Genomic DNA, 22,100 nt, shown 5'->3' with positions numbered 1-22,100 from the left:
GTGGCAACTGGACAGCGCACGCCGCAATCACTATCGGCGGACCATGCCAGAATCCAAAATACATAGCGAACCGTCCGACACCATCCTGATCATAGATTTCGGGAGCCAAGTCACGCAGCTTATTGCGCGCCGCGTGCGTGAGGCGGGGGTCTATTCCGAAATCGCTCCGTTCAACAATGCCGAGGCGGCGTTTGCGCGGATGCAGCCAAAGGGCATCATCTTGTCGGGCGGCCCAGCCTCCACCACGCACGCCGATTCCCCGCGCGCGCCACAATGTGTGTTCGACAGCGGCTTACCCATCCTTGGCATTTGCTATGGCCAGCAAACGATGATGATGCAGTTGGGCGGCCATGTCAGCGAAGGCGAAGGCGGCGAATTTGGCCGTGCCTTTATCGAGGTGGAGAAGCCTTGCGCGCTTTTCGATGGCCTTTGGCAGACGGGTGAAAAGCATCAGGTGTGGATGAGCCATGGCGACAAGGTCACCAGCCTTGCCCCGGGCTTTGACGTTGTCGCCACCAGCGATGGCGCGCCTTATGCTTTCATCGCCGACGAAGCGCGGCAATATTATGGCATTCAGTTTCACCCCGAAGTTGTGCACACCCCCGATGGCGCAAAGCTGATCTCCAGCTTCGTCCATAAGGTCTGCGGCCTATCGGGTGATTGGACCATGGCGGAGTTTCGTGCGACGAAAATCGCCGAAATCCGCGCGCAGGTCGGCTCCGGCCGCGTCATTTGTGGACTTTCGGGCGGCGTGGACAGCTCGGTCGCCGCGATCTTGATTCACGAAGCCATTGGCGATCAGTTGACCTGCGTCTTTGTCGACCATGGCTTGCTGCGCATGAACGAACGCGCACAGGTCGAAACCCTGTTCCGCGACCATTATAACATCCCGTTGGTCGTCGTCGATGCCGAGGAACGGTTCATTGCGGGCTTGGCGGGCGTCACCGACCCGGAGGCGAAGCGTAAGTTTATCGGCGCGGAATTCATCAACGTATTCGACGAAGAGGCCAAGAAAGTTGGCGGCGCGGATTTCCTGGCCCAAGGAACGCTTTACCCCGATGTGATCGAAAGCGTCAGCTTCACCGGCGGGCCATCGGTCACGATCAAAAGCCACCATAATGTCGGCGGCCTGCCCGCGCGGATGAATATGCAATTGGTTGAGCCTTTACGCGAATTGTTCAAGGATGAGGTCCGCGTCTTGGGCCGCGAATTGGGCCTTAACGACCAATTTGTGGGTCGCCACCCCTTCCCCGGCCCCGGCCTTGCGATCCGCATTCCGGGCGAAGTGACCAAGGAACGTTGCGACGTGCTGCGCAAGGCGGACGCGGTCTATCTCGAAGAGATCCGCAATGCCGGATTGTATGACGCGATCTGGCAGGCGTTCGCCGTCCTCCTGCCCGTCCGCACCGTGGGCGTGATGGGCGATGGCCGCACCTATGACAATGTCTGCGCCTTGCGCGCGGTAACCTCCACCGACGGCATGACGGCGGACATTTATCCCTTCGAAAGCGCGTTTCTCAGCCGCGTCTCAACCCGCATCATCAACGAGGTGAAGGGCATTAACCGCGTGGTCTATGACTATACGTCAAAACCGCCGGGGACGATTGAGTGGGAGTGACAAGACGACCCGTCGGGCGCGGCAGCAACCTTGACCAACCCGCTTGGTCAAGCTAAACTTTCCTTTATTATGACCATTCACGTCAACATTGGCGAAGCCAAAACACGTTTTTCCGAACTGTGCGCCGCTGCGCTGCGCGGGGAAGAGGTGATCGTGCAAAATGCCGGCGTACCGAAACTGAAACTCGTCCCGCTGCAATTGGCCATGGACGTCGACCGGGCAGAGCGTCGCAAGCGCGTCGATGCCATTTTGGCACGGGTCGACGCCATGCCAATCAACAGGGATATGGCCGATCCGCTGTTATGGGATGAAAACGGCCTGCCCATATGATCGCAGTCGATTCGTCGGCATTGATCGCGATCATGTTGAACGAGGCAGAGCGCGCTTCGTTTTTGGATATCCTTGATAACGCCCCTGCTATCGTCATGAGCGCGCCTTCATTGGTCGAAACACGATTGGTTGCCTGGGCGCGGGGACAAGAATTGCTTGTTGACCAGGTCAATGCGCTGGTTCTGGCTTATGGCATTGAAATCGCGTCGCCGGGGTTGCCCGAAACAGATTATGCGCATGCCGCCAATGTGCGTTACGGCAAAGGCAGCGGGCATCCGGCGCAGCTCAATTTTGGCGATCTCTTCGCCTATGCGCTGGCCAGATCACGCGACATACCTTTGCTGTTCAAAGGGCATGATTTTGCGCATACCGATATCATGTCGGCGGTGTGACATGACAAAAACGCTATCGCCTGCGCAAATCAGCGAGATCGTCGAAATGGCGCTGTCCGACCATATCAGCTTCACCCAGATTTCGGCGCAGCATGGGGTCACGCCCGACGAGATTAAAGTCATCATGCGGACCGAGTTAAAAACCGGAAGCTATCGCGCCTGGCGCAAGCGTGTGCGAGATTTCGGCGACCGGCGGGCGCATTATAAATGACGGTTAGGGTGAGATGGGGCGGCTTTGACGGTGGGCGACCCAAATCCGGAAATAGTGATATGTTTTACAAATTGCCGGAATTTCCACACTGGCCGTCCAAATGGTACTTAGCGAGCTTCAATCAAAACCTCACTGCGCTATCTAAATTTCAATGCTTCTATATCATGTTCGTCTGATAGCAGTTGCACCTGACTCCTGAACAACCAAGCCTCCGCGTGAAACCCTTGTGGTCCGCAGCATGTCTACGCCACGATTTTCAACATCAAAATCGACCAAATTGATTTCGTCTGCCTGTCCGCCGAAACAGGCATGAAAAGCGGATAGCAGTTCAACTGCATCCAAACTCTGGGCTTTTGGGTTCGGGTTATTGCGCGGTGCAGGGATAGTAGCCGGGAACAGGTAGATGCAAGGAGGTGGAAGACGATAGGGGCCGACTTCGTTCAAACGCCCTTCATTCGCTAGCACTTTAGGGCAAGGTCGCCCAATTGTGCCGCAGACCATGTCCCAGATGATAAGCCCGTCGACACGTTGTGACCGTGAAATGATTTCCGCGCTTAGTCGGGTGTGAATTCCTGACCATGCATTGTGGCGTGGATCGGCACCCGGGTTCGTGCAAACGCTCCAAAGCACAAACTCATTTGCGTGTGGAGGACGTTCGAAAATGTTGGTGTTGTTGCCATCAAGACAGCCTTTGAGCTCAATGGCCGCAATCTTGCCGGAGTTCAGACGGACCGAATAGTCATGCCTATTATTTTCACCAGCCGATGCCCAGTCGGAAATATATCCGCCGTCCGTCATAAAATTAAGAATATGCGAAACAAATTGCCGCTTTTCGCGCATAGTAGCTGAAAACTGTCCTCGAATACGCTCAACCGCACCACGGAAAAGACCGCTGTTGTAAAACTCCGCTTCGTCCAAACCGTGATCGCCTAGCCTGTGCGCCTCAGTCTTTAGGGTTTCAGCAAAAGATTCGATTTGCTCGCGAAGTTTCGCGTTCTGTTCGCAAGGGATTATCGTCATGCCACTGCCCGTCGCCACTTTGTCGCCTGAAGAAGTGGTTCAAATAATTGTTCTGCAAGATGGCGCACAACTGGCGCGACGACCCCATCTCCCGTTAAGTGATATGCCTCATTATAATTTTCAGGCAAGCAATAGTCTTCGGGCAGGCCCATCAGACGAGCCGTTTCGCGCGTTGAAATCAAGCGCGACTTCACTGTATTGCCGTCAACGACAAGAATAGTTTGCCTGCTAGAGCCGCCGCCAGGAGTGCGGAGGCATCCGGCAATGTCATCAAATCGCACCTCGGCGCGTTGCACTTTCTGGCCGAGCGCATCATGCCGTGTTCGTTTGTAGATAGTGCCTACCATTTTTAGGCCAGCGCGTTGGGCATAGTGCACCTTCGCCAAATTGATGGTACTCATCATTGAAAGCAACTTTTGCGTCTCAATTTCAGAATGCCACTTAACGCTAACTGGGGTTTCTTCAATCAGATCAGCAAAGCGTATGTCCGAAAGAGCAGGAGGTGCAATTCGCCACCACAGCCAAAAATCCTTGCAGGCACTGGGCAGCCTATCATATGCGGTGCGGAGTGCCTTGGGGTGCCATTGCGCCGAGGCACCATCGCCAATGATTCCGCGTGGAATTGCAACGCCTTCCCGGACACCGACAACAAACAATCGCGGGCGTGAATGCGGCACAAAAAGAGCTGCGTCCACCACAACCGCGCCGACACGATACCCCGACTTCACGAAGGATTGGCAGATTGCTTCAAAATCTTTGCCGCCGTGCGAGGTCAGCGTCCCGCTAACATTTTCAAGAGCTAATATGTCCGGTGCACGACCGTCGGCAATCAAAGCATCCATCAATCGCCAGAATGGCCAGAACGTCCCTGAACGATCACCCCCGAGGCCTGCGCCACCCCCAGCCAAGGACAGATCCTGACAAGGGAACGAAGCCCAAACCAAATTTGCCCTACTCGGTAAGTCGAAAGTCTGTAATGCCGCGACATCGTCGCAGACCAACGTGTCACTGCCCCAGTTGCGCGTATATGACTCACATTTTTTTCGATCAAAATCATTGGCAAATAGGCAGTCCCAATTGCCATTGTCTAGCCCCGCACGCACCATGCCGCCGCCGGCAAAAAACTCGTAAAAGGTGAAACCTATTCCCGCCATCATTGACCTCTCAGCTATGGCGACGTATCGAAAGTATGAATCAATTTCAAGAACAAAATAGCAACATGATTTGTTGCTCATTATCCATAGCCAATTGGCAAACTACAAGGACATCAATGTCAAACCTCACCCTCTACGGCATCCCAAATTGCGATACGGTCAAGAAAGCGCGCAATTATCTTGAGGCGCGCGGCCTTGGCTATCATTTCCATGATTATAAAAAGGCGGGTGTAACGGCGGCGGATTTGGGGCGGTGGAGCGACGTTGTTGGTTGGGAAAGGCTGCTCAACAAGGCGGGCACTACGTTTAAGAAACTGCCCGATGCCGACAAGGTCGATATAGACGCGGCCAAGGCGATTGCGTTGATGGTTGCCAACCCGTCGATGATTAAACGGCCACTGGTTGAAGGCGGCGGGGCTTTGCTCGTCGGCTTTAATCCAACCGAATGGGACGCGCTTTTGTCGCAGAATTGAAATGTCGCGGGGGCAAAGAGGCATTATGAAACACCTGCACACCCTCTTGATCGCCACCCTCTTATTGTCGCCCTTCTCCATTTCGGAAAGCCAAGCCATGGAACAACCGCTTGAAGGCAACGTCATCGTCATCGCCCATCGCGGCGCATCGGGCGAGCGGCCCGAGCATACGTTGGCAAGCTACCGCCTCGCGATTGAACAAGGTGCCGATTATATTGAGCCGGACCTTGTGCTGACCAAGGATGGCGTTTTGGTCGCGCGGCATGAGAATGAGATTTCGGAAACCACCGATGTTGCGGACAAGGCCGAATTTGCCGACCGCAAAACCACCAAGACCATCGATGGCCAGAAAATGACGGGCTGGTTTACCGAGGATTTCACGCTCGCCCAACTTAAAACCCTGCGCGCGAAAGAACGCCTGCCGCAATTGCGCAAGGCCAATATGGCCTATGACGGGCAGTTTGAAATCCCGACCTTTGACGAGATACTCGCTTTGGCCAAGGCACAAAGCGCGGCAACGGGGCGGACGATTGGCGTCTATCCCGAAACCAAGCACCCAAGCTATTTCACCGCGATTGGCCTGCCGCATGCGGGGCCGTTGCTGGCGGCGTTGACCAAATTTGGCCATGTCGAAAAAAGCGCGCCTGTGTTCATTCAATCGTTCGAGGTCGAAAACCTAAAGGCTTTGCGGCCCAAGACGAAATTGCGCCTGATCCAGTTGATGGATGAAAAGGGAAGCCCGCCCGACCGCAGCGACCTGACCTATCCCCAAATGGCAAGCGCGCAAGGCCTGAAAATCGTTGCAACTTATGCCGATGGTATTGGCCCCAATAAGGCGCTCATCATCCCGCGCACTTTGCTGGGCAATCTGGGCGATCCGACGACCCTTGTCGCGGACGCACATAAGGTCGGCCTTGCGGTCCACCCTTGGACATTCCGCCGCGAAAATTATTTCCTGCCGCTCGCGCAAAAATCCGGCATTGATCCGCGCGGGCATGGTGACTTGAACGCAGAGATAAAAGCATTCCTCGCCACGGGCATTGACGGCATTTTCAGCGACAATGTGACCGAAGCGGTTGCGGCGAACAAGTGACGCGGGGACTCTATTTACTTTTGCCCGCGGCGTTTAGCGGCTAGGTCCTCGCCTTATGTCTACACATTCAAAAACGCTCACTTTCGATACATCCACCAGCCGTGCGAACCCGACGCCTTCGCCGATGAAACGCCTGACCGTGCCGCGCATCCGGCAGCAAAAGGGTAAGGAACCGCTGGTGATGTTGACGGCATATACCGTCCGCATGGCGCAGTTGATGGACCCGCATTGCGACATGCTGCTGGTCGGTGATTCGCTGGGGCAAGTGATTTACGGCCTGCCGCACACCGTTGCCGTGACAATGGAAATGATGGCGGCGCATGGCGCGGCGGTTGTGCGCGGCAGCTATCACGCCGCCGTCATCGTCGATATGCCCTTTGGCTCCTATGAGGCCTCGCCAGAACAGGCATTTGTCAACGCATCGCGGCTGTTGAAAGAAACCGGCGCGGCGGCGGTGAAGCTGGAAGGCGGCAAGGTGCTTGCGCCCACGGTGGAATTCCTGACCTCACGCGGCATTCCGGTCATGGCGCATGTGGGATTGACGCCGCAGGCGGTGAACATCCTTGGCGGCTATGGCGTGCGCGGCAAAAGCCCGGAAGAAGCGAAGTCGATCGTCGATGATGCGGTTGCGATGTCGGACGCGGGCGCTTTTGCCATGGTGATTGAGGGCGTGCTTGAACATATCGCCATCGAAATCACGCAGAAAATCGCCTGTCCAACCATCGGCATTGGTGCGTCTGCGCAATGCGACGGCCAGGTGTTGGTCGCCGAAGACATGCTCGGCCTGTTTGACCGCGTACCGAAATTCGTCAAGAAATTCGGCGATATGGGTGTCAGCGTCGAAGACGCCGTGCGCGCTTATGCCGCGGGCGTCCGTGACCGAAGCTTCCCCGGGCCCGACCAGCTATATCAGCCTGTATAAAGCAGGCTGGCCTATCGGGCCGAGTCGGGCTAAGGACGGCACTGACCAATTTTGACTAAACAAATTCGGAGGCCCTTTTTGGCTTTGACACCGACTGAAAAGCCCGCAGGCAAAGACCGGAGCGGCAGCGACGAGGCATTTTTGCGTGAGGTTGACGATGCCGTCCGCGCGAGCGATCTCAGCAGTTACTGGACGCGTTATGGCCGCTGGCTTTTGGCGGCTGTCGTGGCTGGGCTTTTGGCCTTTGCGGGCTGGATAGTCTATAACAACCAGGTGCAAGCCGCCGCAGACCTGCAAAGCGAAGAATTTGTCGATGCGATGGACAAGTTGCGCGCTGGGCAGGAAAAAGAGGCGCGCGCCAAATTGGCAACGCTCGCCAAGGCCGATCAACCCGGATATCGCGCCATGGCGCAATTAGTGGAGGCAAATCTGCTCGGCGAAGATGGGGAGACCAAAAAGGCGATTGCCATTTATGCAAAGGTTGCAGGCGACGACAGCCTGCCGCAGACCTTCCGCGATCTGGCCCTGATCCGCCAAATAAGCGCAGAGTTTGACTCCATCCCGCCGCAGCAAGTGATTGACCGGTTGAAACCACTGGCCACCGCTGGCCACCCCTATTTCGGCAGCGCGGGCGAATTAACAGCCTTAGCCTATATGAAAATGGGTAAGGACAATTTGGCTGGCCCCATTTTTGCGCAGATTGCGAAACAGGATGACGCGCCGCAGACCTTGCGCAGCCGTGCGCAGCAAATGGCAGGTGCGCTTGGTATTGATACAGTTCAGCTTGAGGCAAACCGCAATGCGGCATCGAAGGCTGGCGAATCCGCCGCCAAAGGAGAGTGACATTGAAGACCATATCCAAATTGCTTTTGGCGCTCGCCGCGACAACGACGCTTGGTGGTTGCGCCGTCCTTGATGGCGTGCGCGGTGATGCTGGTAAGAAGAACAACACGCCGACTGTCGGCGCACGCGTCAGCATCTTGGGCACAGAGCGTGACACCGAGGTCGATGCGTCCTTGGCGGACGTAGCCGTCACCCTGCCGCCAGCGATGGTTAACGAAGCATGGGCACAACCCGGCGGCAATGCGTCGAAATCGCCCGGTCATGCCGCGCTTGGTCAAAACCTGAAACGCATTTGGACCGCAGATGTAACTGGTGCCAATCCGCGCGCCCGCCTTGCCGCCAGCCCAGTGATGAGCGATGGCCGCCTCTATGTCGTCGACACCACGGCGCGCGTTTCGGCATTTGATGCGAACACGGGCGCACAAATCTGGTCGAACGCGCTTGAGGTTGAGAGCGATGGCAAGCCATCCCGTTATGGCGGCGGCGTGAGCGCCACCAACAGCAATGTTTTTGCCACCAATGGCGTTGGCGATGTCGCCGCGCTTGCGGCGGACACTGGCGCGCTTGTTTGGAAAAAGCGTCCAGCCGGCCCATTGCGCGGTGCCCCGACATTGTCCAACGGCAACCTATATGTGATGACGCAGGACAACCAGATTTATGCGCTGCGCCAAAGCGATGGGGAGCCGCAATGGAAAGAAGCTGGCCCAGTTGCCGCGTCGGGCATATTCGGCGTTGGCGCGCCTGCTGCGGCGCAAGGCACCGTCATCGCTGGCTATTCCAGTGGTGAGCTTGCCGCCTATCGTTATGAAAATGGCCGCAGCCTTTGGAACGACACCTTGTCGCGCACCGCGATGTCGACGTCGGTTTCGACGCTGACCGATATTGATGCCGACCCGGTCATCGACCGTGGCCGCGTCTTTGCATTGGGCAAAGGCGGGCGCATGGCGTCCTATGAACTCGTGACCGGCCAACGTATTTGGGAAATCAACATTGCGGGTATTTCGACACCCGTGACGGCGGGCGAATGGGTGTTCGTGATGACCGACGAAGCACGGTTACTGAGTGTTGCGCGTTCCAGCGGCAAAATCCGCTGGATTTCAAAGCTACAGCGTTACGATAATGAAAAGAAGAAAAAGGGCCCGATTAGCTGGTATGGCCCGATACTCGCCGGTGGCCGCTTGATCATTGCCAATTCGCGCGGTGCAATCTGGGCGGTTGCGCCGGAAGACGGCACCGCGACTGAGGTTGCCGACCTGAAAGCCGAACTGTCGCTTCCGCCGATTGTCGCCAACAACACTTTATATATTCTGGATGATTCCGGCCGCATTTCCGCTTTTCGCGGTTAGGCCTAAAAAGGAGACGTACCGGCATGTTGCCGACGGTAGCCATTATCGGTCGGCCCAATGTCGGCAAGTCCACTTTGTTCAACCGGCTGGTTGGCAAGAAACTCGCTTTGGTCGATGACACGCCGGGCGTCACGCGTGACCGCCGTGAAGGCGAAGGCCGCTTGTTTGACCTGGAATTCACTATTGTCGATACGGCGGGTTATGAGGATGAAGATCCCGACACCCTGCCCGGCAGAATGCGGATGCAAACAGAGGCAGCGATTGCAGGTGCGCAAGTTGCCCTGTTCCTGATCGATGGCCGCGTTGGCGTGACCCCACTTGACGAAGAAATTGCCCGATGGCTGCGCAGCAGTGCGACGCCGGTCGTGCTTGCGGTCAACAAGGCCGAGGGCAAGCAGGGCGATAATGGCATATTGGAAAGCTATGCGCTTGGCTTTGGTGACCCCATCGCAATCAGCGGCGAACATGGCGAAGGCATGGCCGACCTGTTTCAATCTTTGCTGCCCCATATTGACGGCGGCGCGTTTGAAGTGCCTGACCCCGAAGCGCCAGACGCGATATTGAAGCTTGCGATTGTGGGGCGTCCAAATGCCGGTAAATCGACGCTGATCAACAAGTTATTGGGTGAAAACCGCCTGATTACGGGCCCTGAAGCCGGGATTACCCGCGACAGTATTTCGGTGGACTGGATCTGGACAGACCCAAGCCCGAAACAAGGTGAGGCCGATGAAGAAGGCAACATCCCGCCGTTACTTTCCGAGCGCCGCGTGCGCTTGATCGATACCGCCGGAATGCGCAAGCGCGCCAAGGTGCAGGACAAGCTGGAAAAGCTTTCGGTCGCTGACGCGCGGCACGCGATCGACTTTGCCGAAGTTGTCGTGCTGTTGTTGGATGCGACCAAGGGGCTTGAGGTGCAGGATTTGAAGATCGCTGACCATGTCATTCAAGAAGGCCGGGCACTGATCATCGGAATCAACAAATGGGATGTGGCCGTGGACGGCGCTGGCCTGTTCAGAGGCATACGTGCCGCGTTGGAAGAGGGCCTGTCGCAGTTAAAGGGCGTTCCGATGATCGCTGTATCCGGGCTTACCGGCAAGGGCCTTGACCAGATGATTTCCGCCGCGTTCGATGCGCGCGAAGCGTGGAACAAGCGCGTGCCAACGGGCATACTCAACCGCTGGTTTGAAGCCGCGATTTCGGCGAACCCGCCACCTGCCCCAGGCGGCAAGCGGATTAAGCTGCGGTACATGACGCAAGCGCGCAACCGTCCGCCGACCTTTGTCATCTTTGGCAACCGGACCGACGAGTTGCCCGCCAGCTATGCGCGCTATTTGCTCAACGGTATTCGCCGCGATCTGGATTTCGGCGCCGTGCCCGTGCGGATCAACTTTCGTTCATCGAAAAACCCATTCGCGGACAATGGCTAAGGGTTGCCCCCGACGCAATATCAGTCCTCGATTGGTTTTGACTGCAACTGGACGTAATTTTCCATGCCCATACGCGCGATCAGGTCGAACTGCTTTTCGAGCATATCGACATGCTCTTCTTCGCTTTCGAGGATCGACGCAAACAGGTCGCGGCTGACATAGTCGCGGACACTTTCGCTGTGCGCGATAGCGTCTTTCAGCAACGGCAGCGCTTCATATTCGAGCTCAAGATCGGCTTTCAGGATTTCCTCAACGGTCTCGCCAATGCGCAAACGGCCAAGCATTTGGAAATTGGGGAGGCCGTCCAGAAACAAGATGCGCTCCGACAATTTGTCGGCATGCTTCATTTCGTCAATCGATTCATGCCGCTCAAAATGTGCCAGACGCGATACGCCCCAATTGTCGAGCATGCGGTAATGCAGCCAATATTGATTGACCGCAGTCAGCTCATTCTTGAGCGCCTCGTTCAAAAATTCGATGACTTTTGCATCGCCTTTCATTGCCGTTTCCTTTCCGATGTTCGCACATCTATTAACGCGTTAATAGATGGCCGTGAAGCCGGAAAATGGCAGAAAAGCTACCTTTTTTCAGGGCGCTATTGCTAAGCGGTTGCAGTTGTTGTGCTGATAATGTTTCGCGCGAACGACAAGCACTGGCCGCATTTTGGCTTACGCCCAAGGCGCGCATACACGTCATTCGGACGTTCCGAGGCGCAACGCACCGCAGCGCGCAGGTCTTTTTCCTTGATGGCATTACAGATGCAAACGACCATGGATCAACTCCTATGGAATCGCCTTACCGTTAATGCGAACTGATTGCAATAGCATTAGCGATGCATGGCTTGCATTTTTCCGCGCGCCAAGCTGCGCCACAGCCATTCCAGCGGCCCGTAATGAAATTTCATAAGCCATGGCTTTGACCACAGCAGCATCGCCGCCCACGCCCCCAGCACAAACAGCCACAATCCCGCGCGGCCGACATGCCCGAACAGGCCAAAGCCATAGCCATAAAAAATCGTCGTCATGACAATGCTCGTGCCGAGATAGTTGCTGAACGCGGCCCGTCCAGCCGCGGCGACCCGGGTTAGCATCGAGTGGTGACGATAACGGTCAATGAGCATGATCAAGAGCGCCGCATAGCCAATCGTCAGCATCATGCGCGGAATTCCGCCCCAGAAGTATAGAACCGCAAGCGCGGTGATCCGGTCGAAATCAACGGCGACTATCCAAACCGCCAAGGCCAGTGTCAGCAGCAACCCGGCTGGTACCATCCGCTTCACCCATCGCCGGTAATCAGCCGCGCCCCAAGCCCCCGTCAGGAACCCGCTTTTTTGCATCGCCATGCCAACCATCATCAGCGGCAAAGTTTCACCCGACGCTTCAACCACCCAGATAAGTGGCGTGCTCCATGCGTCGATTTTGTCCATCACAATCGAGGCATAGCTGCCCCTGTGCAGCGCGAGGTCCGGCGCAATGTTAAAAGCAAGGTCGGTAGCCATCAGCTCGCGAAACTGGCGCGCCGTGCCAGCGCTGGCGTCAGGCTGGGTTGCGAAATATTGAAGGACCTGAAGCCCGCCAAATTGCACGCCCCAGATCGCCAGCCCAACCGCGAAAATGATTATAGCGACCTTGATTAAACGCGCTGGCGGCCAATTACGGAAGCGAAAAGCGATCATGCCGATAATCGCATAGAGAAACAGGATATCGCCGAACCAGATGAAGAAATAATGCGCGAGGCCAAACAAAGCGAGCCACGCCATACGGCGGTAATGGACCTGCGCGGCGCTTTCCCCCTTTGCCGTGGCGCGGTCGATAATCAACATCATGCTCGCGCCGAATAGCAACGAGAACAGACCGCGCATTTTGCCATCAACGAAAATGAAGGAAAATGCCCATGCAATTTGGTCAGCCAGCGTGTCGGTGCCATAAGCCGCGGGCGTGACATAGGCCCATTCGGGCATGGCAAAGCCAATGATGTTCATCGCCAATATGCCCATCACCGCAAAGCCGCGCATCGCGTCCAAGCTGATATGCCGTTGTTCGGTATTCTGCATGCTTCACCCTCTGTATTGTGATATTAATACAGTTCTCTTACATGCGCGTCCAGCGCGTTTAACATTTGTTATTGACACTCATGTAGGTAGTTTTTAACTGTTGCATATCCAATGTTTGGGATTCGCCATGACTGAACTTTATTTTTCGCACCCTGACCGACCGCCCGCTAAAATCCGGCCGCTGAAGGCGTGGCATCATTTTCGCAAGCTAATAGCCAATAAAGAAGACACCGAGCAGGTCTTTCACATCATTGCGGCCTTAAGCGGTAGCAAGTTCGGTAAGATGGCGCAAAAATTTTGGGAAACACCAAAGGGCAGGACGTTGCTTGAGAGCAATGAGCGCCTGATTGACATGCTCGATGATCATGACAGCATCAAGAAGCTTCCAGCGGGCACTGTTGGCCGCTTTTATGTCGAGTTCATGGAACGCGAAGGTCTCACCGCTGCGGGTCTTGAGGCCGAATATGACCAGTTCCAGACGGCATATCCCATGTTCGGCGATGTGGTTGAACGCTATGGCGACCGCTTGCGCGATACCCATGACATGCTGCACATCCTCACCGGCTATGGCCGCGACGCGCTGGGTGAACAATGCGTGCTGGGCTTTACCTATGCGCAAAACCATAATCTTGGTGTTGGCTTCATTGCGTACGCTGGCGGATTAGAGTTGAAATACCGCGTCGCGAAATCGGCACCGATTATGAAAGCGGTCCACGAAGGCTATCGTATCGGCAAAGCGGCGAAGAACATCGCGCAGGAAGATATAGCAGCCTTGTTACGCGAGCCGCTGGTCGATGCCCGTAAGCGCTTGGGGATTGCCGAACCAGTAAGCTACAAAGCGGCCCATGCCGCGATGCGGTCGGAAGGTATTGACCCGTATAATTTGCTGGCACAGGCTGTTTAACAACGCGAGGCGCTCTTTCGCTGTGCCTCGACCGTGGTTGAGGGCGGGAGCAGCCGACACGAATTTCGACTTCGTTCGGCAGGGACGGGTGGAGTATACGCTTCGTTACGCTGACCCCCCAACGTCACCCTGAACTTGGTTCAGGGTCCATTTATTCTTTCTGGCTCTGGGTTTGATGCACGATGGACCCTGGAGCCGAAGGCTGGCACCGCCAAAACAAGTTCAGGGTGACAAATATTGGAGTGCGTCGCACCGATCGACGTTAAGCTTTAGCCTTCCATCCAGTCCTTGAAGAAGCTGTCATGCGCGGCGCGCAGTGTCGCAATGGGCACGTCAAACCCCGGCCCTGCGACCGATGTCCCGCCAACAGTGCCTATCCGCGTCATCGGAATGCCTGCGGCCTGAATGTGGTCAGCAGCGGCGCTGGTCACAACATAGCGCGCCTGATCTTCGCCAAACGCCGTGAAGGCGTCGCCGATTTCTTCGAGCGCACATCCCTTATTACTGGCCAACGCCATTTCGGTTAGCGCAACAAGCAAGCCGCCGTCGGCAACATCATGCACTGCATTGACCTTGCTATCCTGAATAAGTTGGCGGACACATTCGGCATGCGCGCGTTCCTTGGCGAGGTCGACGGGCGGCGGCGCGCCGTCTTCGCGGCCATGTAATTCGCGCAGCCACAGGGACTGACCCAGATGTCCATCATTGTCGCCAATGACAAAAATGCCGTCGCCGTCTTCCTTGAACGCAATCGTCGCCATCTTACTAATATCTTCAAGCACACCAACGCCGCCAATGGCGGGTGTTGGCAAGATCGCGCTGCCGCCGCCAGTTGCCTTGCTTTCATTATACAGCGACACATTGCCTGACACGATCGGGTAATCCAGCGCGCGGCAAGCGTCGCCCATGCCCTCCAGACAGCCGACAATCTGCGCCATGATTTCGGGGCGCTGCGGGTTAGCGAAGTTCAGGCAGTTGGTGATCGCCAATGGCGTTGCGCCAACGGCGCTGATGTTGCGATAGGTTTCGGCCACCGCCTGCTTGCCGCCTTCATACGGGTCGGCGTAACAATAACGCGGGGTGCAATCGGTGCTCATCGCCAGCGCCCGGTTGGTGCCGTGGATGCGGACTAATGCTGCGTCGCCGCCCGAAAGCTGCGCCGTGTCGCCGCCAACTTGGCTATCATATTGCTGCCATATCCAGGCGCGGCTGGCGAGATCAGGGCAGGCCATCAGCTTCAGCAAATCCGCGCCAAGGTCATGGCTGGCGGGCACGTCGCCCAAGGGCTGAACCTTGGCCCATGCCTTATATTCATCCTTCGACGCGGCGGGGCGGTCATACAAAGGCGCGTCTTCGGCGAGCGGGCCGAGCGGGATGTCGCAGACAATTTCACCCTTCCACGTCAGCACCATATGGCCTGTGTCGGTGACTTCGCCGATCACCGCAAAATCCAGTTCCCATTTGTCGAAAATCGCCTTGGCAAATTCCTCACGGCCGGGCTTCAAGACCATGAGCATGCGCTCCTGGCTTTCGGACAGCATCATTTCATAGGGCGTCATGCCTTCCTCGCGGCACGGCACCTTGTCCATGTCGAGGATGATACCTGCCTTGCCATTGGTCGCCATTTCGACGCTGGAGCTGGTCAAACCCGCCGCGCCCATATCCTGAATCGCGACAATTGCATCCGACGCCATCAGTTCAAGGCACGCCTCAATCAGCAGCTTTTCCGTGAACGGGTCGCCCACTTGAACCGTGGGGCGCTTCTCCTCAATATCCGCACCGAAATCGGCCGAAGCCATCGTCGCGCCATGAATACCATCACGACCAGTCTTTGACCCGACATAGACGATGGGATTACCAAGGCCGGTCGCGGCGGAATAAAAAATCTTGTCCTGGTCCGCGACGCCAACGGTCATCGCGTTCACAAGGATATTGCCATCATAAGCCCGATGGAAATTGGTCTCACCGCCAACGGTCGGCACGCCAACACAATTGCCATAGCCACCAATGCCCGCAACGACGCCCTGCACCAGATGCTTCATCTTCGGATGGTCGGGCCGCCCGAAACGCAGCGCGTTCATATTGGCCACGGGCCGCGCGCCCATGGTGAACACATCGCGCAAGATGCCGCCTACGCCCGTCGCCGCACCTTGATAAGGTTCGATGTAAGACGGGTGATTATGCGATTCCATTTTGAAGATTGCGGCGAGCTTGGTGCCATTTGGACCTTCACCAATGTCGATAACGCCCGCATTTTCGCCGGGACCGCAAATGACCCAAGGGGCCTGCGTCGGCAATTTCTTCAAATGGATACGCGAAGATTTATAAGAGCAATGCTCCGACCACATCACCGAGAATATGCCAAGCTCGATGATGTTGGGTTCGCGCCCCATGGCGTGCAAGATACGCGCATATTCATCTTCATTTAGACCATGGTCGGCGACGATTTGGGGCGTGATTTCAGACATGAAACGGCCTTAGCGAGGCGATCTGTATTTATCCAGCCTGTTTGGTTTTGATTACGCGCGAATTGGCCAATCCGATGCGCCACGCGCGCAGCCGAGAGGCTGGGAAGGGGCAGGCACAAAATAAAATGGGCGCTGGCATCGCTACCAGCGCCCACTGCGTCTGAGTTTGGAAGTTCGTGACCACAAGGGCCATTTTTTCCTCTGTCTGACGTCCGGTTCCCCAATGTCACCCGGAGGCTTCCTTGGTTCGCCTTGGTACCTTGGGTATCCTATCCGGCGTTGCATCACTTGCGTAATGCCGCACTCGATATTCGTTTTCTTCGTACCCACCATCCTGACTGCATTTCCTGCCTTGCGACAGGTTGCCATCCAATTTGGTGATCCGACATTCTTTCTTCGCCGCTCCGCTTCTCCGTTTCCGGTCTGGCTTTGCTTCGTAGCGTTCCTGCCTGATGAGTTGAAGTTCTCATAACTTTCGAGTCGCTCAAAGCATTTTTTGCCGAGTTATCCACAGGTCGCGCACTTCGTGGTGGACAAAATGGAGGACAAGTTTGGAGCACAAAACGATACGGCCCCCACGCAGTGCATGGAGGCCGTAAAAATTGTCCGGGGGCGAGGGGGAGAGGAGGAGGATGCCGCCCGGTCAATATGCGTTTCGACAATCGCTTGCCGTTCATGATTAGATAAGGCCCCGATGCATTTGCTGCAATTGCGAAAAGAATGTGGCCAGTTGCGTGTTTTGCAACCAGCCCCATTTCCGCAGGAAACGCGTTAATTTCGTTCCCAAATTATCACGAAATTAGCAGTTAAGGGGCGATTCCATTGCCCGGCAGCGACGCGTTAACGATGCCGCCGTCGCAGGCGATGGTTTCGCCCACGATATAATCGCCCGCCCGCGCGGCGAGGAAGATCGCAAGGCCGGCCATATCTTCAGGCGTTCCGATTCGTGGAAACGGAATATTCTTGCCCACGGCATCAGCATGGTCGCGCGCAACCTTGTTCATGTCCGACTGGAATGCACCCGGCGCAATGCCCGACACAAGAATATTGTCCTTCACAAGCTCCGCCGCCAGACGGCGCGTCAAGTGGATGACGGCGGCTTTCGATGCCTGATAGCTATAGGTTTGCCACGGGTTGATGCGCAGGCCATCAATTGATGCAATGTTAATGACCTTGCCGGGGCGATCAAATGTCGCGGCTGCCTTCAACTGCGGATGCAAGGCTTGCGTCAAAAAGAACAAGGATTTGACGTTCAGGTCCATCACACGGTCCCAGCCAGCTTCAGGGAACTGGCCAAAATCCGCGCCCCATGCTGCGCCCGCATTGTTCACGAGAATATCGACCTTTTCCTCACGCGCCGCGATTTGTTCGGCAAGCGACAGGCAGCCGTCTACGGTCGACAGGTCGCAAGGCAGGCCAATGACCTGATGACCGAATTCGGCAACGGTTTCCTCAATCTGATCGACCTTACGCGCGCTGATATACACGCGTGCTGCGCCGGCCTTGAGATAGCCTTCGACGATCATCTTGCCGATGCCGCGCGATCCACCGGTGACCAACGCCACGCGGCCATTGAGGTTGAATAATGTGTTGATGTCCATGTCCAATCCTTTACCCAAAAGAAGTAATAATTCACCGTAGCCCTGAGCAGCAGCCGCATCGCGGCTGCGTCCGTCGAAGGGCGTCAACTAGCTGTTGCGCTACCCTCGCGGCGCCCTTCGACTTTCGCCAAGGCTTCGCCTTGACGGCTCAGGGCTACGGTTTCTTTTCTAATCCGTTTCAATAACCGTTCATCGTCGCCACGCGGTCTGCGTGGTAATAAGCGTCGCCGAAAAACTCGTTCAAGCTGCGGTCACGCTTCATATATAGGCCGATGTCATATTCGTCCGTCATGCCGATACCGCCATGCATTTGCACGCCTTCCCGCACCGAAAGATTGCAGGCAATCCCGGCTTTCGCCTTGGCCGCCGCGACATAAAGTTCGGCCTTGGCATGGCCTTCATCCATTAAGGATTGCGCCTTCAGCACAATTGAACGTGCGCCTTCCATTTCGCCATAAAGATGCGCGGCGCGGTGTTGGAGCGCCTGAAATTCGCCAATCACGCGGTCGAATTGCTTGCGTGTCTTGAGATATTCAAAAGTCATATCCATCGCGCCTGTGCCAACGCCGACCATTTCGGCAGCGGCACCCACCCGTCCGGCATCGAGCATCTTGGACAACACAGCCCAACCGCCATCGACATCGCCGATCACAGCGTCGGCATCCACCTGAACACCGTCAAGTTTCACATGCGCAGCGACTGCGGAATCGACAAGCCGCGCCGCCTCCATCGACAGGCCAGCGGCGTCCTTGTCCACCGCGAACAAGGTCAGACCATCGGTTTCGCCAGCCGCACCAGCGGTACGCGCAGCGACGATCAGCATGTCCGATGACGCGCCTTGCACCACAAATTGCTTTTGCCCCGTCAGCTTAAAGCCATTGCCGCTGCGTTCCGCAACGCAGGCGATTTTCTCCGGCCGGTGCTTGACGCCTTCTTCAATCGCAATGCCGATGACTGTTTCGCCAGCCAATATGCCGGGGAACCAGCGATCACGCATCGCCTTATCCGCCAGCTTCAACGCCTCAACCGCCGCAACTGACGTGGTCAGGAAAGGCGAGGGTGACAGGTTACGGCCGATTTCTTCCAGCAGTATGCCAGCCTCAATCTGGCCCATGCCCATGCCGCCATCGGCTTCGGGAATGAGGATGCCAGTAAAGCCCATTTCGGCAAATTGCTTCCACAAGCTGTGGCTGAAACCGTCTTTGCACCCCATATCGCGGAACTTGCGGAAATGGGTGACGGGCGCTTCGCGCGCCATGAAATCCCGCGCGGTGTCGCGCAGCATATTCTGGTCATCGTTTAAGGTCATTGCCATGTTAAAGCCTCTCTAAATCTATCTCGTCATTCCGACGATTTATCTCGTCACCCCCGCGCAGGCGGGAATCCAACCCCTGCGCCGTAAATTTAGCTGTCAGGAGTTGGACCCCCGCCTATGCGGGGGTGACGGTTGCTGTTAACCGCCCGGCATCTCAAGGATGCGCTTCGACACGACGTTCAACATCACTTCGCTGGTGCCGCCCTCAATTGAGTTCGCCTTGGTCCGCAACCAATTGCGCGCCTTTGACCCGCCATTGGCGCGTTCGCTTTCCCACTCAAGCGCTTGAGAACCGCCAATCGACATGACCAATTCATTGCGTTTTTTGTTCAATTCGGTGCCGACATATTTCATCAGGTTGGAATAAGCCGGGTGCGCCTTACCCGTTTTCCATTCGTCCATGAAACGTTCGCCATGGGCACGGAAGGTCAGGTTATCGACATCGAACAATGCCATTTGCGCGCGCAGCACTGGTTCTTGCGACAAGGTCGCCTTCATCGCCGCACCGATCGAGGTCACGCCGCCATCGCCGCCCATGCCCGAAATCATTTCGCGTTCATGGCCAAGCAGATATTTCGCCACATCCCAGCCGCGATTGATTTCGCCAACAATCTGGTGCTTGGGCACAACAACATTGTCGAAAAATGTCTCGCAGAAAGGCGAGTTGCCAGAGATCAGCTTGATCGGTTTGGTCGAAACACCCGGTGTTTCCATGTCGAACAACAGGAAGCTAATTCCTTGATATTTGTTCGCCTTGTCGGTGCGGACCAAACAGAAAATCCAGTCGGCCTTATCCGCATAAGAGGTCCAGATTTTCTGGCCATTGACGACCCAATGGTCTCCCTTATCCTCGCCAAAGGTCTGCATCGACACAAGGTCGCTGCCTGAGCCCGGTTCGGAATAGCCCTGACACCAACGGATTTCGCCGCGGGCGATTTGGCCCATATAATGTGTTTTTTGTTCCTCAGTGCCGAATTTCAGCAAGGCCGGGCCAAGCATCCAGATGCCGAAGCTGTTGAGCGGTGAGCGGCAGCCCAGCTTTGCCATTTCCTGACGCAGGATTTTTGTTTCCTGCGGGCTAAGGCCAGCGCCGCCATAGGCCTTGGGCCAATCAGGCACGGTATAGCCTTTGGCGACGCAAGCTTCGAGCCACAATTTTTGTGCTTCGGATTGGAACACGAAATTGCGTCCGCCCCAGCAGACGTCTTCGTCACCTTTGGCCGGTGTGCGCATTTCGGCGGGGCAGTTTTCCTCCAGCCAGGCGCGCGCCTCGGCACGGAATGTATCAAGGTCGGACATTACACTCTCCTGCTTAATTGCTTGATGAATTTTTGGGCGGTCACGCATGGAAACGCAAGCCTTTATCGGTGAGTTATGCATGCCGTAACGTCATTTGTATCACGATTGACAGGCTGGGTCGCGGCCCTAGCATAAGGGTGGAATATAGGAGATAAACATCGTGCGATTCGTCGGAAAACACGCCTTTTCACATTTTGTGATTTAACCTGATATGGCACCAGTCGTCGCGCTTCCCCGATCGTTAAAAGTCATGCACGGCCTCGGCTCGGTTGCCTATGGCGTCAAGGACAATGGCTTTTCCGTTTTCCTACTAATTTTCTACAATCAGGTGTTGGGAATTGATGCTGGCATCGTTGGTACCGTCATCATGGCCGCACTGATATTCGATGCCTTTGCCGACCCGATTATTGGCGAGATGTCCGACCGCACGCAAAGCAAATGGGGCAGGCGCCTGCCCTGGCTATACGCCGCCGCCATTCCGCTTGGCATCATATGGCTATTGCTGTGGCACCCGCCCGAAATGGGGCAGACGGGCGCGATCATTTGGCTGTTCTGCACGGCCGTATTGGCGCGCACCTTGGTGGCGATGTGCGAAGTGCCGTCCATTGCCCTCGTCCCTGAACTAACGGGCGATTATGACGAGCGGACGCGATTGATGCGCTATCGCTTCCTGTTTGGTTGGGCGGGCGGCTTGCTGATGCTCATTTTCGCTTATGGCATTTTCTTCACAGGCGAAAAGGGCGTGAGCGACCCTGCGGGGTATGACGCCTATTCGGTGTGGGGCGCGCTGATGATGAGCGGTGCGGTGCTCATCTCCGCGTTTGGTCAGCATCGGCATGTGGCCAAGCAATCCCCCCCTGTCCCACGCGGATCTGGCCTTAGCCATGCTTTTGCCGAAGTGAAGGCGACATTATCCAACCGTGCGTTTCTCTGGCTCGTCTTCGCGGCTCTGTTCGGGCTGATCAACCAAGGGATGACCTTTGCGCTCACCAATTATCAGCTCGCCTTTTTGTGGCAGCTTCAGCAGATGGAAATGCTTTATTATGCGCTGATCCTGTTTGCGACGGTCATCATAGCCTTCATCATTGTTCCCCCCGTCTCCGCGCGGTTGGGCAAGAAGCACGCTGCGATTCTGTTTGCAATTATCTCGCTGACCTTCACGACAGCATTATATGGTAGCTGGCTGCTCGACCTTGTGCCCGGGGCGCCGTCGAACCCGTCGATCCTGTTTATGTTTGCTTTAATGACTTTAGCCAATAGCGCGGCGGTGAGTATGATGATGCTGACGTCCTCGATGATGGCCGATGTGGTGGAGGCATCGCAGCAAGAAACGGGCAGGCGTTCTGAAGGGCTGTTTTTCGCGGGCTATTTCTTCATGCAAAAATGCGCCGTTGGCATTGGCACCTTTGCCGCCGGGATGATTCTGAGCTTTGCCAATTTCCCGCAAAATGCCGCACCCGGCGAAGTCGATGTCGCCGTCCTCGATGGGCTGGCGCTATATTATATGGGCACGGTCTTGGTCCTCGGCATTATCGGCATCCTGATCTTGCGGCATTTCCCGATTTCGCGCGAAAGTCACAATGAACGCTTGCGCGCCTTGAACACATCGGCAGAGTCTGCCAGTTAACCGA

The 22,100-nt window shown here is 56.2% G+C and carries 21 protein-coding genes; 12 read left to right on the top strand and 9 right to left on the bottom strand.

Annotated features, from left to right (window positions below):
• Window positions 1-43 precede the first annotated feature (43 nt).
• The 4 genes from guaA (at window position 44) to HEQ18_RS11155 (ending at window position 2,551) form a co-directional block, all read left to right on the top strand.
• A complete protein-coding gene (gene guaA, locus HEQ18_RS11170) occupies window positions 44-1,618 on the top strand; it encodes a glutamine-hydrolyzing GMP synthase (RefSeq protein WP_432814773.1) in 1,575 nt (524 codons plus the stop codon).
• A 69-nt stretch (window positions 1,619-1,687) separates the two neighbouring features.
• On the top strand, window positions 1,688-1,948 hold the full coding sequence (locus tag HEQ18_RS11165; RefSeq protein WP_432814772.1) for a type II toxin-antitoxin system Phd/YefM family antitoxin: 261 nt from the start codon (window positions 1,688-1,690) through the stop codon (window positions 1,946-1,948).
• Window positions 1,945-2,340: a type II toxin-antitoxin system VapC family toxin gene (locus HEQ18_RS11160; RefSeq protein WP_432814771.1), complete on the top strand. Its 396-nt coding sequence runs from the start codon at window positions 1,945-1,947 to the stop codon at window positions 2,338-2,340. The genes HEQ18_RS11165 and HEQ18_RS11160 overlap by 4 nt, the downstream gene beginning before the upstream one ends.
• Before the next feature lies 1 nt (window position 2,341).
• Entirely contained in the window at window positions 2,342-2,551 is a 210-nt protein-coding gene (locus HEQ18_RS11155) for a DUF2805 domain-containing protein (RefSeq protein ID WP_432814770.1), read from the top strand.
• 162 nt (window positions 2,552-2,713) lie between these two features.
• On the opposite strand, the gene HEQ18_RS11150 is transcribed toward HEQ18_RS11155, so the two are convergent.
• Window positions 2,714-3,571, bottom strand: a complete 858-nt coding sequence (locus HEQ18_RS11150; protein ID WP_432814769.1) for a hypothetical protein — start codon at window positions 3,569-3,571, stop codon at window positions 2,714-2,716.
• On the bottom strand, window positions 3,568-4,728 hold the full coding sequence (locus HEQ18_RS11145; RefSeq protein ID WP_432814768.1) for a DNA cytosine methyltransferase: 1,161 nt from the start codon (window positions 4,726-4,728) through the stop codon (window positions 3,568-3,570). Before HEQ18_RS11145 ends, HEQ18_RS11150 begins: the two co-directional genes overlap by 4 nt.
• Before the next feature lie 113 nt (window positions 4,729-4,841).
• Here HEQ18_RS11145 and HEQ18_RS11140 point away from each other — a divergent pair, with 113 nt between their 5' ends.
• The 6 genes from HEQ18_RS11140 to der all read left to right on the top strand — a co-directional run bounded on the left by HEQ18_RS11140 (window position 4,842) and on the right by der (window position 10,829).
• A complete protein-coding gene (locus HEQ18_RS11140) occupies window positions 4,842-5,198 on the top strand; it encodes an arsenate reductase (protein WP_432814767.1) in 357 nt (118 codons plus the stop codon).
• Window positions 5,199-5,223: 25 nt separating this feature from the next.
• Window positions 5,224-6,291 (top strand): glycerophosphodiester phosphodiesterase, encoded by a 1,068-nt coding sequence (locus HEQ18_RS11135; RefSeq protein ID WP_432814766.1) that lies wholly within the window; start codon window positions 5,224-5,226, stop codon window positions 6,289-6,291.
• Window positions 6,292-6,346: 55 nt separating this feature from the next.
• Window positions 6,347-7,213 carry a 3-methyl-2-oxobutanoate hydroxymethyltransferase gene (gene panB, locus HEQ18_RS11130; RefSeq protein WP_397580552.1) on the top strand — a complete coding sequence of 289 codons (867 nt, stop codon included), beginning with the start codon at window positions 6,347-6,349 and terminating at the stop codon, window positions 7,211-7,213.
• A 78-nt stretch (window positions 7,214-7,291) separates the two neighbouring features.
• Window positions 7,292-8,056: a tetratricopeptide repeat protein gene (locus tag HEQ18_RS11125; protein WP_432814765.1), complete on the top strand. Its 765-nt coding sequence runs from the start codon at window positions 7,292-7,294 to the stop codon at window positions 8,054-8,056.
• A 2-nt stretch (window positions 8,057-8,058) separates the two neighbouring features.
• Window positions 8,059-9,402 carry a PQQ-binding-like beta-propeller repeat protein gene (locus tag HEQ18_RS11120; RefSeq protein ID WP_432814764.1) on the top strand — a complete coding sequence of 448 codons (1,344 nt, stop codon included), beginning with the start codon at window positions 8,059-8,061 and terminating at the stop codon, window positions 9,400-9,402.
• A 23-nt stretch (window positions 9,403-9,425) separates the two neighbouring features.
• Window positions 9,426-10,829: a ribosome biogenesis GTPase Der gene (der, locus tag HEQ18_RS11115; protein WP_432814763.1), complete on the top strand. Its 1,404-nt coding sequence runs from the start codon at window positions 9,426-9,428 to the stop codon at window positions 10,827-10,829.
• A gap of 20 nt (window positions 10,830-10,849) precedes the next feature.
• On the opposite strand, the gene bfr is transcribed toward der, so the two are convergent.
• From bfr to HEQ18_RS11100, 3 genes are all read right to left on the bottom strand, one after another.
• Window positions 10,850-11,329: a bacterioferritin gene (bfr, locus tag HEQ18_RS11110; protein WP_296196234.1), complete on the bottom strand. Its 480-nt coding sequence runs from the start codon at window positions 11,327-11,329 to the stop codon at window positions 10,850-10,852.
• A 101-nt stretch (window positions 11,330-11,430) separates the two neighbouring features.
• Window positions 11,431-11,601, bottom strand: coding sequence for a (2Fe-2S)-binding protein (locus HEQ18_RS11105; RefSeq protein WP_296196231.1), 171 nt, complete (start codon window positions 11,599-11,601; stop codon window positions 11,431-11,433).
• Window positions 11,602-11,655: 54 nt separating this feature from the next.
• A complete protein-coding gene (locus HEQ18_RS11100) occupies window positions 11,656-12,882 on the bottom strand; it encodes a DUF418 domain-containing protein (protein ID WP_432814762.1) in 1,227 nt (408 codons plus the stop codon).
• Between the two features lie 127 nt (window positions 12,883-13,009).
• Between HEQ18_RS11100 and HEQ18_RS11095 the strand changes: the two genes are divergently transcribed.
• Window positions 13,010-13,786: a Coq4 family protein gene (locus tag HEQ18_RS11095; RefSeq protein WP_432814761.1), complete on the top strand. Its 777-nt coding sequence runs from the start codon at window positions 13,010-13,012 to the stop codon at window positions 13,784-13,786.
• 269 nt (window positions 13,787-14,055) lie between these two features.
• On the opposite strand, the gene purL is transcribed toward HEQ18_RS11095, so the two are convergent.
• The 4 genes from purL to HEQ18_RS11075 form a co-directional block, all read right to left on the bottom strand.
• A complete protein-coding gene (gene purL / locus HEQ18_RS11090) occupies window positions 14,056-16,254 on the bottom strand; it encodes a phosphoribosylformylglycinamidine synthase subunit PurL (protein ID WP_432814760.1) in 2,199 nt (732 codons plus the stop codon).
• Window positions 16,255-17,060: 806 nt separating this feature from the next.
• A complete protein-coding gene (locus HEQ18_RS11085) occupies window positions 17,061-17,855 on the bottom strand; it encodes an SDR family NAD(P)-dependent oxidoreductase (protein WP_432814759.1) in 795 nt (264 codons plus the stop codon).
• Between the two features lie 178 nt (window positions 17,856-18,033).
• Entirely contained in the window at window positions 18,034-19,170 is a 1,137-nt protein-coding gene (locus HEQ18_RS11080; RefSeq protein WP_432814758.1) for an acyl-CoA dehydrogenase family protein, read from the bottom strand.
• A 138-nt stretch (window positions 19,171-19,308) separates the two neighbouring features.
• On the bottom strand, window positions 19,309-20,469 hold the full coding sequence (locus HEQ18_RS11075; RefSeq protein ID WP_432814757.1) for an acyl-CoA dehydrogenase family protein: 1,161 nt from the start codon (window positions 20,467-20,469) through the stop codon (window positions 19,309-19,311).
• A gap of 211 nt (window positions 20,470-20,680) precedes the next feature.
• On the opposite strand from HEQ18_RS11075, the gene HEQ18_RS11070 reads away from it, so the two are divergent.
• On the top strand, window positions 20,681-22,096 hold the full coding sequence (locus tag HEQ18_RS11070) for an MFS transporter (RefSeq protein ID WP_432814756.1): 1,416 nt from the start codon (window positions 20,681-20,683) through the stop codon (window positions 22,094-22,096).
• Window positions 22,097-22,100: the final 4 nt, after the last annotated feature.

This window comes from Sphingorhabdus sp. (genome assembly GCF_050921905.1).
Classification (GTDB): domain Bacteria; phylum Pseudomonadota; class Alphaproteobacteria; order Sphingomonadales; family Sphingomonadaceae; genus Sphingorhabdus_B.
The sequence above is the reverse complement of the archived record's forward strand: the minus strand, read 5'-3'. Positions and strand labels throughout refer to the sequence as shown.

What these genes read in the sequence shown, in the direction of transcription:
- guaA (WP_432814773.1), top strand. Translation starts at nt 44, where the DNA reads ATGCCAGAATCCAAAATACATAGCGAACCGTCCGACACCATCCTGATC.
- HEQ18_RS11165 (WP_432814772.1), top strand. Translation starts at nt 1,688, where the DNA reads ATGACCATTCACGTCAACATTGGCGAAGCCAAAACACGTTTTTCCGAA.
- HEQ18_RS11160 (WP_432814771.1), top strand. Translation starts at nt 1,945, where the DNA reads ATGATCGCAGTCGATTCGTCGGCATTGATCGCGATCATGTTGAACGAG.
- HEQ18_RS11155 (WP_432814770.1), top strand. Translation starts at nt 2,342, where the DNA reads ATGACAAAAACGCTATCGCCTGCGCAAATCAGCGAGATCGTCGAAATG.
- HEQ18_RS11150 (WP_432814769.1), bottom strand. Translation starts at nt 3,571, where the DNA reads ATGACGATAATCCCTTGCGAACAGAACGCGAAACTTCGCGAGCAAATC.
- HEQ18_RS11145 (WP_432814768.1), bottom strand. Translation starts at nt 4,728, where the DNA reads ATGATGGCGGGAATAGGTTTCACCTTTTACGAGTTTTTTGCCGGCGGC.
- HEQ18_RS11140 (WP_432814767.1), top strand. Translation starts at nt 4,842, where the DNA reads ATGTCAAACCTCACCCTCTACGGCATCCCAAATTGCGATACGGTCAAG.
- HEQ18_RS11135 (WP_432814766.1), top strand. Translation starts at nt 5,224, where the DNA reads ATGAAACACCTGCACACCCTCTTGATCGCCACCCTCTTATTGTCGCCC.
- panB (WP_397580552.1), top strand. Translation starts at nt 6,347, where the DNA reads ATGTCTACACATTCAAAAACGCTCACTTTCGATACATCCACCAGCCGT.
- der (WP_432814763.1), top strand. Translation starts at nt 9,426, where the DNA reads ATGTTGCCGACGGTAGCCATTATCGGTCGGCCCAATGTCGGCAAGTCC.
- bfr (WP_296196234.1), bottom strand. Translation starts at nt 11,329, where the DNA reads ATGAAAGGCGATGCAAAAGTCATCGAATTTTTGAACGAGGCGCTCAAG.
- HEQ18_RS11105 (WP_296196231.1), bottom strand. Translation starts at nt 11,601, where the DNA reads ATGGTCGTTTGCATCTGTAATGCCATCAAGGAAAAAGACCTGCGCGCT.
- HEQ18_RS11100 (WP_432814762.1), bottom strand. Translation starts at nt 12,882, where the DNA reads ATGCAGAATACCGAACAACGGCATATCAGCTTGGACGCGATGCGCGGC.
- HEQ18_RS11095 (WP_432814761.1), top strand. Translation starts at nt 13,010, where the DNA reads ATGACTGAACTTTATTTTTCGCACCCTGACCGACCGCCCGCTAAAATC.
- purL (WP_432814760.1), bottom strand. Translation starts at nt 16,254, where the DNA reads ATGTCTGAAATCACGCCCCAAATCGTCGCCGACCATGGTCTAAATGAA.
- HEQ18_RS11085 (WP_432814759.1), bottom strand. Translation starts at nt 17,855, where the DNA reads ATGGACATCAACACATTATTCAACCTCAATGGCCGCGTGGCGTTGGTC.
- HEQ18_RS11080 (WP_432814758.1), bottom strand. Translation starts at nt 19,170, where the DNA reads ATGGCAATGACCTTAAACGATGACCAGAATATGCTGCGCGACACCGCG.
- HEQ18_RS11075 (WP_432814757.1), bottom strand. Translation starts at nt 20,469, where the DNA reads ATGTCCGACCTTGATACATTCCGTGCCGAGGCGCGCGCCTGGCTGGAG.
- HEQ18_RS11070 (WP_432814756.1), top strand. Translation starts at nt 20,681, where the DNA reads ATGGCACCAGTCGTCGCGCTTCCCCGATCGTTAAAAGTCATGCACGGC.